This is a genomic window from Ramlibacter sp. (genome assembly GCF_013697775.1).
In the GTDB taxonomy this organism is placed as follows: Bacteria; Pseudomonadota; Gammaproteobacteria; order Burkholderiales; family Burkholderiaceae_C; genus Ramlibacter.
The window spans coordinates 1-11,349 of the sequence record NZ_JACCWG010000388.1 but is presented as its reverse complement, the minus strand read 5'-3'; the positions used below and the strand labels follow the sequence as shown (position 1 = coordinate 11,349).

Below are 11,349 nucleotides of genomic sequence, written 5' to 3'. Positions count from 1 at the left end.
AACGCTCCTCGTCCGACAAGATCAAATCCGCCTTTGGCCTGCCCGTTCTCATTGCGTATCTCCGCTCGAAAGATACCGCAAGAGCAAGCACGATTAATGCCTGTTATTTACGGGACAGGACACTAGGGCCTGTTTTATGAACGACGACTTGCCGCGCGGCAGCGCGCTCGACGAGGAAACCGCGCGTGCCGAGGTCTACGGCCTGCTTGCGCAGCTGTATTACGCGCCGCCCCCGCCGCAGCTGATGGCGGCGCTGCGCGTGGCCGTGACCGAGGCGCCCGCGCCCGGCGCGTTCCTGGAGGAGCCGTGGCGCGCGTTCGTGGGCGTGGCGCGCACCACCTCCGATGCCGAAGCCGCCGCGGAATACGACACGCTGTTCGGCGGCGTCGGCAAGCCGGAGATCTACCTGTTCGGCTCGCACTACCTTAGTGGCTACCTGAACGAAAAGCCGGTGGCGCGGCTGCGCGAGGACCTCGCTGGCCTGGGCCTGGAGCGCGACGAAGCCATGCCCGAAACCGAGGACCACGTCGCCTACCTGTGCGAGGTGATGCGCTATCTCATCGCCGGCGACGACGTCGAAGTGGCGAACCTCACGCGCCAGCGCGAATTCTTCGCCGCGCACCTGCAGCCCTGGGCCACCGCCATGTGCGAGGCCATCCTGGCGCACCCGCGCGCGCGCCTCTACGCCGCGCTGGCGGACTTCACCCGCGCCTTCCTGAGCGTGGAGGCCCAGGGCTTCGACATGCTGGCCTGAATACTTTCGAAGAGCATCGCGTTTTCCCTGAGACGCTCAGGCCCTGTTTCGAGGGCTTGGGAGATTGCGGTGCGTGAGGCGCTGGTCTAGAGTGTGACGAGTCGTTCCTATAACGAAGGAGACGTCATGGACAGCCAGACCAAGCCCTCGCGGCGGGGATTCATGTGGGCCGCGGCGGCCACCGGTGCGGCCGCCACCGCGGTGGCCGTGCTGCCGAAAGTGCAGGCGCCCGACGCCGAAGCGCCTGCTTCCGAGCCGCAGCCCGCGCCCGAACGTGGCGGCGGCTACCGCGTCAGCGAACACGTCGAACGTTATTACAAGAGCACGCGCATCTAGCGTCCAAGTCCCCGGCTTGAGGAGCCTTCCATGTTGCTGACCAAGAAATCGGGCACCGCCGCGGGCGCGGGCCGTTCGCCCTTCGTGCACAGCCTGCAGCGCGGCCTCGCCAGCGCGCCGCCCACCATGGACCGCCGCGCCTTCCTGCGCCGCTCGGGCCTGGGCGTGGGCGTGGGCGTCGGCCTGGCGGCCACGCAGTTCACGCTGGTGAAGAAGGCGCGCGCCGCCGACGGCCGCGCCACCGCCATCGGCAGCGGCAAGGTGGAAGTCAAGCGCACCGTGTGCACGCACTGCTCGGTGGGCTGCGCGGTCGACGCGGTGGTGGAGAACGGCGTGTGGGTGCGCCAGGAGCCGGTGTTCGACTCGCCCATCAACCTGGGCGCGCACTGCGCCAAGGGCGCGGCGGTGCGCGAGCACGGCCACGGCGAGTTCCGCCTGCGCTACCCGATGAAGCTGGTCAACGGCAAGTACGAGCGCATCAGCTGGGACACGGCGCTCAACGAGATCACGGCCAGGCTGCAGGACCTGCGCAAGGCGAGCGGGCCGGAGTCGGTGTTCTGGGTCGGATCGTCCAAGCACAGCAACGAGCAGGCGTACCTGATGCGCAAGTTCGTCAGCCTCTGGGGCAGCAACAACTGCGACCACCAGGCGCGCATCTGCCACTCCACCACGGTGGCGGGCGTCGCGAACACATGGGGCTACGGCGCCATGACCAATTCGTACAACGACATGCAGAACAGCAAGTGCGCGTTGTACATCGGCTCCAACGCCGCGGAAGCGCACCCGGTGTCCATGCTGCACATGCTGCACGCCAAGGAAACCGGCTGCAAGATGATCGTGGCCGATCCGCGCTTCACCCGCACGGCGGCCAAGGCCGACGAGTTCGTGCGCATCCGCTCCGGCTCGGACATCCCGTTCCTGTTCGGCGTGCTGCACCACATCTTCAAGAACGGCTGGGAAGACAAGAAGTACATCAACGACCGCGTCTACGGCATGGACCAGGTCAAGGCCGACGTCATGGCCAAGTGGACGCCCGACAAGGTGCAGGAAGCCTGCGGCGTGCCCGAGGCGCAGGTGGCCAAGGTGGCCGAGATGATGGCCATGAACCGGCCGTCCACCATCGTGTGGTGCATGGGCCAGACGCAGCACAGCATCGGCAACGCGATCGTGCGCGCTTCCTGCATCCTGCAGCTGGCGCTGGGCAACATCGGCCTGTCCGGCGGCGGCGCCAACATCTTCCGCGGCCACGACAACGTGCAGGGCGCCACCGACGTCGGCCCCAACCCCGATTCGCTGCCCGGCTACTACGGCGTGTCCGAAGGGTCGTGGCGCCACTTCGCCAAAGCCTGGGGCGTCGACTACGACTGGTTGAAGGGCCGCTTCGCCAACCCCGGCATGATGACCAAGCCCGGCATGACCGTGTCGCGCTGGATCGACGGCGTGCTGGAGAAGAACGAGCTGATCGACCAGGACCCGAACCTGCGCGCGCTGTTCTTCTGGGGCCATGCGCCCAACTCGCAGACCCGCGGCCTGGAAATGAAGAAGGCCATGGACAAGCTGGACCTGCTGGTGGTGGTGGACCCGTATCCGTCCGCCACCGCGGCCATGGCGGCCATGCCCGGCGAGCCGGGCGGCTTGAACACCAACCGCGCGGTGTACCTGCTGCCGGCGGCCACGCAGTTCGAGACCAGCGGTTCGTGCACCGCGTCGAACCGCTCGCTGCAGTGGCGCGAGAAGGTGATCGAGCCGCTGTGGGAAAGCCGCAGCGACCACATGCTGATGTACCAGCTGGCCGACAAGCTGGGCTTCGGCAAGGAGCTGGTCAAGAACTACAAGATGCAGAAGGTCAAGGGCCTGGAAGAGCCCGTGCCCGAGGACATCCTGCGCGAGATCAACAAGTCGGTCTGGAGCATCGGCTACACCGGGCAGAGCCCGGAGCGGCTGAAGGCGCACATGAAGAACATGGCGGCCTTCGACGTGAAGACGCTCAAGGCCAAGGCCGGCGTGAAGGACAAGGACACCGGCTACGACCTCACCGGCGACTACTTCGGCCTGCCGTGGCCCTGCTTCGGCACGCCCGAACTCAAGCACCCCGGCTCGGCCAACCTGTACGACACCACCAAGCACGTGATGGACGGCGGCGGCAACTTCCGCGCCAACTTCGGCGTGGAGAAGGACGGCGTCAACCTGCTCGCCGAGGACGGCTCGGCCTCCCTGGGCGCGGACATCCAGACCGGCTACCCCGAGTTCGACCACGTGCTGATGAAGAAGCTGGGCTGGTGGGACGAGCTCTCCGACGTGGAGAAGGTCGCGGCCGAGGGCAAGAACTGGAAGACCGACAACTCCGGCGGCATCATCCGCGTGGCAATGAAGAACCACGGCTGCCACCCGTTCGGCAACGCCAAGGCGCGCGCGGTGGTGTGGAACTTCCCCGATGCGATCCCGCAGCACCGCGAGGCGCTCTACAGCACACGCCCCGACCTGGTGGCCAAGTACCCGTCGTACGACGACAAGAAGTCGTTCTGGCGGCTGCCCACCTTGTACAAGTCGGTGCAGCAGAAGAACCTGCAGGACAAGGTGCACGAGAAATTCCCGCTGATCCTCACCTCCGGCCGCCTGGTGGAGTACGAGGGCGGCGGCGAGGAGACGCGCTCCAACCCCTGGCTGGCCGAGCTGCAGCAGGAAGCCTTCGTGGAAATCAACCCGCAGGCGGCCACCGCGCGCGGCATCCGCAACGGCGAGCGCGTGTGGCTGGTGAGCCCGACCGGCGCGCGGCTGAACGTGCAGGCGATGGTGACCGAGCGCGTGGGACCCGACACGGTGTGGATGCCATTCCACTTCTCCGGCCGCTGGCAGGGCGCGGACATGCTGGCCTACTACCCGCACGGCGCGGCGCCGGTGGTGCGCGGCGAGGCGGTCAACACGGCCACCACCTACGGCTACGACAGCGTCACCATGATGCAAGAGACCAAGACAACCGTCTGCAACATCGAGAAAGCTTGAGGAGAAACAAGATGGCACGCATGAAATTCATCTGTGACTCCGAGCGCTGCATCGAATGCAACGGCTGCGTCACCGCCTGCAAGAACGAGAACGAGGTGCCCTGGGGCGTGAACCGCCGCCGCGTGGTCACGCTCAACGACGGCGTGCCGGGCGAGCGCTCGGTGTCGGTGGCCTGCATGCACTGCTCCGACGCGCCCTGCATGGCCGTGTGCCCGGTCAACTGCTTCTACCGCACCGAAGAGGGCGTGGTGCTGCACGACAAGGACGTGTGCATCGGCTGCGGCTACTGCAGCTACGCCTGCCCGTTCGGCGCGCCGCAGTTCCCGGCCTCCGGCTCGTTCGGCGTGCGCGGCAAGATGGACAAGTGCACCTTCTGCGCCGGCGGCCCCGAGGCCAACGGCTCGGAAGCGGAATTCGAGAAGTACGGCCGCAACCGCCTGGCCGAAGGCAAGCTGCCCGCCTGCGCCGAGATGTGCTCGACCAAGGCGCTGCTGGCCGGCGATGGCGACGTGGTGGCCGACATCTTCCGCAACCGCGTGTTGAAGCGCGGCAAGGGCGCCGAAGTGTGGGGCTGGGGCACCGCCTACGGCTCCAAGCAGGCCGGCCAGCCGCAGGGAGCCAAGTCGTGATGCGCGGCGGCCTTCTTCTTGCCGCCGCGGTGTCGGCGCTGGCGCTCGCCGCCTGCGGCGACAGGACGCAGGCCATCGGCACCGGCGTGCGCAGCGATGCCTCCGCCTTCCAGGGCGCCAGCATGCCGTTCACCGCGCCGGGCTGGAAGCCGGGCGACAAGGGCAGTTGGGAGCAGCAGCTGAAAACGCGCGCGCAGAACACCCAGAACGACTATGCGAAAGTCAACTGAGCTGGCCCTGTCGGCCCTGTCGGCCGTGGTGGCGCTGGCGGCGCTCTGCTTCAGCGCCGGCGCCGCGGCGCAGGCCGCGCAGCAGGGGCAAAGCGCGGGATCGCAGCCCGCGCCCGCCAAGGTGGACGACCCGGCGCCTGCGGCCACCGGCGGCATCCAGGGCCAGAACATCTTCGAGGTGAAGCCCGAGGTCAAGCGCGACGCGTCGTCGCTGCCCGGCTACATGGAGCAGAGCAACGGCCAGCGCAACGCGGTGCAGCCGGGCAACAACGCGCCGATGTGGCGCGGCGTGCAGGCCGGCCGCGAAGGCTACAGCAGCCTGCCCAAGAGCGAAGCGCCGGAAGCCGGCGTGCTGATCCAGCCGCAGGTGCAGTACCCAGGCTCGCGCCTCACCACCGCCGGCGAAGCCTGGCGCCAGGTGCGCAACAACTGGATCCTTCCGTACGGCGGCGCGCTGGTGCTGATCGTGCTGGGGGCGCTGGCGATCTTCTATTTCGCGAAGGGGCCGGTGGGCCACGCCGACGCAGGCGGCGGGCGCGGGCGCATCGAGCGCTTCACGCCGTTCGAGCGCTCCGCGCACTGGGCCAACGCCATTGCCTTCTGCATCCTGGGCATCTCGGGCGTGGTCATGGCTTTTGGCAAGTTTTTCCTGCTGCCGGTGCTGGGCCTCACGCTGTTCGGCTGGCTGACCTACGTGCTCAAGACGCTGCACAACTTTGCCGGCCCGCTGTTCGCGGTGTCGCTGGCCGCCATCTTCTTCACCTTCCTGCGCGACAACTTCCCGCAGCGCGGTGACCTGCGCTGGCTGCTGCGTTTGGGCGGCATGCTGAGCAAGAAAGGCGAGCTGCCGTCGCACCGCTTCAACGCGGGCGAGAAGCTGGTGTTCTGGGGCGGCGTGTTCCTGCTGGGCATTTTCGTCATTAGCTCCGGGCTGATGATGGACAAGCTGCTGCCCAACCTGGTGTATGAGCGCGGCACCATGCAGGTGGCGCACATGGTGCACGCGGTGTCGGCGGTGCTAATGGTGTGCGTGTTCCTCGGCCACATCTACATCGGCACCATTGGCATGCGCGGCGCCTACACCGCCATGCGGCGCGGCTACGTGAACGAGGCCTGGGCCCAGGAGCACCACGCCTACTGGTACGAGGACATCGAGGCCGGCAAGGTGCCGGTGCAGCGCAGCCGCCCGCCGGCGGTGGCCGATGCCGCGCCCGACACCATGCGGGTGGCGTGAGCGAGGAGACGAGGAATGAAACGAACCCTGTTGACCGCCTCCCTGCTGGCCGCCTGCGGCCTGGTCTTGGCCAAGCTGCCGCCGCCGGACGACGAAGCCAAGGCCAAGGCCGCCGAAACCGCCGCCAAGGCCGGCTGGCAAGCCAAGATCGACGCCTACCAGCTGTGCAAGGCGCAGGACCGCGTGGTGGCCGCCTACCGCAAGGGCGCGGGTGGCGCCGCGGTTGCGGCTTCCGCGGTGAAGACGACGGCGGCGCAGCCCGCGGCCGCCCAGCCTGCCGCAGCGATGCCGCCCGCCGTTGCGGCGAAACCGGCCTCGGCTGCCGTCGCCATCCCGGCGCCCGCGATGGCCATGGCCTCGGCCGCCAAACCGGGGGCGTCCGCCGCCACGGGCGCGGTGACGCCGGTGGCCGCGGCCTTGCCGACGCCGTGCTCCGACCCGGGAGCGTTCGCTTACGCACCGCCGGAGCAGAAGCCGCTGGAGGCGGCCGGCGCGCATTCGCCGGCCGCTACCGCCGCCAGCCCGCCGAGCGTCAACGCGACCTCGGGCGAGATGGCGCCGGCCAAGAAATAGCCCGCGTGCTCCCCACGCTGACCGAGGCGCGTGCGCCGCTCACGCGCACGATTGCCACCGTCAACGAGCGCGGCGAAGCCGAAACGATCTCGATACCGGCAGAGCGCCCGCTCACCGTGTACGTGGACAAGCGCGAGCTGGTCACGCTGATGACGCTGGGCGCGCGGCCCGAGTGGCTGGTGCTGGGCTACCTGCGCAACCAGCGGCTGGTGACCGACGTGGCCGAGGTGGAGTCCATCACCGTCGACTGGGACGTCGGCAGCGCCGCGGTGAAGACGCGCGCGGGCATCGAGCGCATCGAGGAGCGCACGGCGCACCGCGTGGTCACCACCGGCTGCGGCCAGGGCAGCGTGTTCGGTGGCCTGATGGACGAGGTCGATGCGATCGAATTGCCCGAAGCCACGCTGACGCAGGCGCAGCTGTACGGCATCGTCAACGCGATCCGGCTGCAGGAGAGCACGTACAAGTCGGCCGGTTCGGTGCACGGCTGCGCGCTGTTCCGCGGCGAGGAGATGCTGCTGTTCGTGGAAGACGTCGGCCGCCACAACGCCATCGACTCCATCGCCGGCTGGATGTGGATGCAGCCGCCGGACACGATGCGCGGGGGCGATAAGGTGTTCTACACGACGGGACGGCTGACCAGCGAGATGGTGATCAAGTCGGCGCAGATGGGCGTACCGATCGTGGTGTCGCGCAGCGGGATCACGCAGATGGGGCACGAGCTGGCCGAGCGGCTGGGGCTGTGCGCGATCGGGCGGGCGATGAATCGGCGGTTTCTCTGCTATTCGGGTGTTGAGCGGTTGAAGTTGGAACCGGGACTTGCTGAGGCTCGATAGCTCTCGGTAGGCCACGCGGCAAGGCGTGCGCGGGCGGGCCGTGTCGCGCGGACATGGCGTCCCGCGCCAAGGCGCGGGCAGACCTGCGGTGGATGGGAGCGGGGTTGTGCGGTAGAACTCGCTGCGCGTTTGCGAAGCAAACGCTCCGCTCAAACAGCTACCGCAAGTCAGTTCACGAGAAAAATCGAAGATTTTTCAACCCCGCTCCCATCCACCGCAGGCGCCATGCCCAATTGCGCGCCACGGCCCGCCCGCGCACGCCTTGCAGAGGAGGTGTGGCTGCTCTGCACCGAAGGCCCCAATGTCACGCGCCGCGACAGCCGGTGCCCGCCGGGGGCGATTTCTGGGGCGGCTGCGATGACCGGTCCGGGGCCGGGCGCGCCTTGGCGCGCTTCGTGAACTGACTCACGGCGGCTGTTTGAGCGGCGCGCTTGCTTGCAAGCGCAAAGCGAGTTCCGCCGTGCCGGCCCCGGACCGGTCATCGCAGCGGAGTCGGCGCGCAGCGCCGACCGCCACAGCATGAGCCCCCGGCGGGTACCGGCTGGCGCGGCACCCGCGACCAAGCCACGACCGCCTTGCAACAAGCGCAGGCCAACGAGCACCCTCACTCCCACCTGAGACTTTGTACGCTATGGTGCGAGGATGAATTTCTCCGCCTTGCAGCTCGGCTGGCGCACCCTCTGGCGCGACCTGCGCGCGGGCGAGCTGCGCCTTCTGATCGTCGCCGTGACCCTGGCCGTGGCTGCGCTCACGGCTGTCGGCTTTTTCGCGGACCGGCTCAAGGGCGGCCTGACGCGCGATGCGCGGCAATTGCTGGGCGGCGACGCGGTGGTGGTGAGCGACATGCCGACACCGCAAACCTTCCTCGACCGCGCACGGGCGCTGGGCCTGGAAACCGCCACCACGCTGGTGTTCCCTTCGATGGCGCGCGCCACCGATGCGCAGGGCGGCGGCAGCCTGCTGGTGTCGCTGAAGGCCGTGGCGCCGGGGTATCCGCTGCGCGGGCAGCTGCAGGTGCGCGACCAGCCGGATGGCAAGGCCGTGCCGACGCGCGAGGTGCCGGCGCGCGGCGAGGCCTGGATCGATGCGGGCCTGCTGGAATCGCTGGCCTTGAAGGCTGGCGATGTCCTGTTGCTGGGCGACGCGCAGCTGCGCATCGCGCGGCTGATCGCTGTCGAGCCGGACCGAGGCGCCGGGTTTCTCAGCTTTGCGCCGCGCGTGATGGTCAACGAGGCCGACCTCCCGGCGACCAAGTTGGTGCAGCCGGCCAGCCGCATCGGCTGGCGCTTCGCGGTGGCGGGGGAGCCGCGCGCGGCGGCGGCGTTCTCCGAATGGGCGGCGCAGGAGGTCAAGCGGCCCGAGGTGCGCGGCGTGCGCGTCGAGTCGCTGGAGGGCGGGCGACCGGAGATGCGGCAGACGCTGGACCGCGCGGAGAAATTCCTCAACCTGGTGGCGCTGCTGGCCGCGCTGCTGAGCGCGGTGGCGGTGGCGCTGGCCGCGCGCGGCTTCGCGGCCAGCCACCTGGACGACTGCGCCATGCTGCGCGTGCTGGGCCAAAGCCAGCGCACCATCGCGCTGGGCTATGCCTTCGAGTTCGCGCTGATCGGCCTGTTCGCCAGCGCCGCCGGCGTGGCGGCCGGCTATGCGGTGCACTTCGTGTTCGTCGCCATGCTGGGCAGCCTGGTCGATGCGACGCTGCCCGCCCCAAGCCTGTGGCCGGTGGGTTTCGGCTTCGGCATGGGGTTGACGCTGCTGTTCGCCTTCGGCCTGCCGCCGGTGCTGCAGCTCGCGCAGGTGCCGCCGCTGCGCGTGATCCGCCGCGACGTCGGCAACCTGAAGCCCACGTCGGCGGTGGTGCTGGTGGTCGGCGTCGCCGGCTTCGCCGCGCTGCTGCTGGCGGCCAGCAGCGACTTGAAGCTGGGCGGCATCGCGGTCGGCGGATTCGCGGCCGCCGTGGTGGTGTTCGCGGGGCTGAGCTGGGTGGCCGTGAAGCTGCTGCGCCGCGTCGTGAACGAGGCAACCGCCCCGCGCTGGCTGGTACTGGCCACGCGGCAGATCTCCGCGCGGCCCGCCTACACCGTGGTGCAGACCAGCGCCTTGGCCGTCGGCCTGCTGGCGCTGGTGCTGCTGGTGCTGCTGCGCACCGACCTCATCGCCAGCTGGCGCCAGGCCACGCCGGCCGACGCGCCGAACCGCTTCGTCATCAACGTGCAGCCCGACCAGGGCGACGCCTTCCAGCAGGCGCTGCGCAGCGGCGGCGTGCCGAAATTCGACTGGTACCCGATGGTGCGCGGGCGGCTGGTTGCGGTGAACGGCCGCGCCGTCACGCCCGACGCGTTCGCCGACGGGCGCGCCAAGCGGCTGGTGGACCGCGAATTCAACCTCTCCTACGCGAGCGAGCCGCCGCCGCACAACCAGGTGGTGGCCGGCCGCTGGCAAGCCGAGGAAGCCGGCGCCATCAGCGTGGAGGAGGGCCTTGCCGCCACGCTGGGGCTGAAGCTCGGCGACACGCTGCGCTTCGACATCGCGGGCGCCACCAACGACGCGCGCATCACCTCGCTGCGCAAGGTGGACTGGACCTCGATGCGCGCCAACTTCTTCGCCATGTACCCGGTCAGCCGCATGGACGCCAGCGTGCCGGTGACCTTCCTCTCGGCTTTTCGTGCGCCCGAGCGGAAGGGCTTCGACGCCGAGCTGGTGCGGCGTTTTCCGAACATCACGGCGGTGGACATGACGGCCACGCTCAGCCAGATCCAGGGCGTGCTGGACAAGGTGATCCGCGCGGTGGAGTTCCTGTTCGGCTTCACCCTGGCTGCCGGCCTGGTGGTGCTGTTTGCCGCCGTCACCGCTACGCGCGAGGAGCGCGCGCGCGAGTTCGCGATCATGCGCGCGGTCGGCGCGCGCGCCAGCCTGCTGCGGCAGGTGCAGCGCGCGGAACTCGCGGGCGTGGGCCTGCTTGCGGGCTTCCTGGCGAGCATCGTCGCATCGGTGGTGGGCTGGGGCCTGGCGAAGTACGTCTTCGATTTCACCTGGACCGCATCGCCGTTGGTGCCGATCGCGGGCGCGCTGGCCGGCGCCGTGCTGGCGCTGGCGGCCGGCTGGTGGGGCCTGCGCGAGGTGCTGAACCGCCCGGTGGTGGAGACGCTGCGCCGCGCGCCGCAGTGAGGGCGGCACAATCCGGCGATGAGCAGTGAAGACAAGCCGTCCCCCGCCACCGCCTTCGAATGGCTGGGCGGCGAGGCGCAGGTCAAGGCGCTGGTCGAGCGTTTCTATGACCTGATGGACCTGGAGCCGCAGTACGCGCAATTGCGCGCCGCGCACGGCAGCGAACTCGCGCATGCGCGCGAAAAGCTGTTCTGGTTTCTCTGCGGCTGGCTGGGCGGCCCCAACCACTACACCGACCGCTTCGGCCACCCGCGCCTGCGCATGCGCCACATGCCGTTTCGCATCGGCATCCGCGAGCGCGACCAGTGGATGGCGTGCATGGAGCAGGCGATGCGGGAGACGGACGTCGATCCTGTGTTGCGTGAGCGGTTGCGGGAGTCTTTGTTCCAGACTGCCGACTGGATGCGGAACGTGGGGGCTTGAAGGCTCGCTTGCCTGCTTGGGTGGCAGCGGCCGGCGGCCGGGTGGGCCAGGCTCCGGGATCACGCTCGCGGGCGGCTGCCCTGGCGCTCGAAGATCTCGTCGTTAACACCGCTGTGCCGTGCTGCCTCTGTAGCGACCGCGAATGGACCCTGCGCCTGGCCCACCC

General features: G+C 69.2%; 10 protein-coding genes. All 10 read left to right on the top strand.

From position 1 onward, the window contains the following. Positions 1 to 136 precede the first annotated feature (136 nt). The 10 genes from H0U68_RS19735 (at position 137) to H0U68_RS19690 (ending at position 11,183) form a co-directional block, all read left to right on the top strand. Positions 137 to 754: a molecular chaperone TorD family protein gene (locus tag H0U68_RS19735; protein ID WP_296358611.1), complete on the top strand. Its 618-nt coding sequence runs from the start codon at positions 137 to 139 to the stop codon at positions 752 to 754. A gap of 126 nt (positions 755 to 880) precedes the next feature. After that, entirely contained in the window at positions 881 to 1,090 is a 210-nt protein-coding gene (locus H0U68_RS19730; RefSeq protein WP_296358610.1) for a twin-arginine translocation signal domain-containing protein, read from the top strand. Between the two features lie 30 nt (positions 1,091 to 1,120). Beyond that, the gene (locus tag H0U68_RS19725; RefSeq protein ID WP_296358609.1) at positions 1,121 to 4,093 is read left to right on the top strand and encodes a formate dehydrogenase subunit alpha; all 2,973 of its coding nucleotides are present in this window, start codon (positions 1,121 to 1,123) and stop codon (positions 4,091 to 4,093) included. A gap of 11 nt (positions 4,094 to 4,104) precedes the next feature. Then, positions 4,105 to 4,722 (top strand): formate dehydrogenase FDH3 subunit beta, encoded by a 618-nt coding sequence (fdh3B, locus tag H0U68_RS19720; protein ID WP_296358608.1) that lies wholly within the window; start codon positions 4,105 to 4,107, stop codon positions 4,720 to 4,722. Then, positions 4,722 to 4,952 carry a hypothetical protein gene (locus H0U68_RS19715; RefSeq protein ID WP_296358612.1) on the top strand — a complete coding sequence of 77 codons (231 nt, stop codon included), beginning with the start codon at positions 4,722 to 4,724 and terminating at the stop codon, positions 4,950 to 4,952. The genes fdh3B and H0U68_RS19715 overlap by 1 nt, the downstream gene beginning before the upstream one ends. Next, positions 4,936 to 6,186 carry a formate dehydrogenase subunit gamma gene (locus tag H0U68_RS19710; protein WP_296358607.1) on the top strand — a complete coding sequence of 417 codons (1,251 nt, stop codon included), beginning with the start codon at positions 4,936 to 4,938 and terminating at the stop codon, positions 6,184 to 6,186. Before H0U68_RS19715 ends, H0U68_RS19710 begins: the two co-directional genes overlap by 17 nt. 15 nt (positions 6,187 to 6,201) lie before the next feature. Beyond that, positions 6,202 to 6,759: a hypothetical protein gene (locus tag H0U68_RS19705; RefSeq protein ID WP_296358606.1), complete on the top strand. Its 558-nt coding sequence runs from the start codon at positions 6,202 to 6,204 to the stop codon at positions 6,757 to 6,759. 5 nt (positions 6,760 to 6,764) lie between these two features. Further along, on the top strand, positions 6,765 to 7,595 hold the full coding sequence (locus H0U68_RS19700) for a formate dehydrogenase accessory sulfurtransferase FdhD (RefSeq protein WP_296358605.1): 831 nt from the start codon (positions 6,765 to 6,767) through the stop codon (positions 7,593 to 7,595). 642 nt (positions 7,596 to 8,237) lie between these two features. Beyond that, positions 8,238 to 10,760 (top strand): FtsX-like permease family protein, encoded by a 2,523-nt coding sequence (locus H0U68_RS19695; protein ID WP_296358604.1) that lies wholly within the window; start codon positions 8,238 to 8,240, stop codon positions 10,758 to 10,760. Between the two features lie 18 nt (positions 10,761 to 10,778). After that, positions 10,779 to 11,183, top strand: a complete 405-nt coding sequence (locus tag H0U68_RS19690) for a group II truncated hemoglobin (RefSeq protein WP_296358603.1) — start codon at positions 10,779 to 10,781, stop codon at positions 11,181 to 11,183. The last annotated feature ends 166 nt before the right edge of the window (positions 11,184 to 11,349 follow it).

Excerpts from the sequence above, each read along its gene's own strand:
- H0U68_RS19695 (WP_296358604.1), top strand. The coding sequence starts at position 8,238 with ATGAATTTCTCCGCCTTGCAGCTCGGCTGGCGCACCCTCTGGCGCGAC.
- H0U68_RS19710 (WP_296358607.1), top strand. The coding sequence starts at position 4,936 with ATGCGAAAGTCAACTGAGCTGGCCCTGTCGGCCCTGTCGGCCGTGGTG.
- H0U68_RS19730 (WP_296358610.1), top strand. The coding sequence starts at position 881 with ATGGACAGCCAGACCAAGCCCTCGCGGCGGGGATTCATGTGGGCCGCG.
- H0U68_RS19735 (WP_296358611.1), top strand. The coding sequence starts at position 137 with ATGAACGACGACTTGCCGCGCGGCAGCGCGCTCGACGAGGAAACCGCG.
- H0U68_RS19690 (WP_296358603.1), top strand. The coding sequence starts at position 10,779 with ATGAGCAGTGAAGACAAGCCGTCCCCCGCCACCGCCTTCGAATGGCTG.
- fdh3B (WP_296358608.1), top strand. The coding sequence starts at position 4,105 with ATGGCACGCATGAAATTCATCTGTGACTCCGAGCGCTGCATCGAATGC.
- H0U68_RS19705 (WP_296358606.1), top strand. The coding sequence starts at position 6,202 with ATGAAACGAACCCTGTTGACCGCCTCCCTGCTGGCCGCCTGCGGCCTG.
- H0U68_RS19725 (WP_296358609.1), top strand. The coding sequence starts at position 1,121 with ATGTTGCTGACCAAGAAATCGGGCACCGCCGCGGGCGCGGGCCGTTCG.
- H0U68_RS19715 (WP_296358612.1), top strand. The coding sequence starts at position 4,722 with ATGCGCGGCGGCCTTCTTCTTGCCGCCGCGGTGTCGGCGCTGGCGCTC.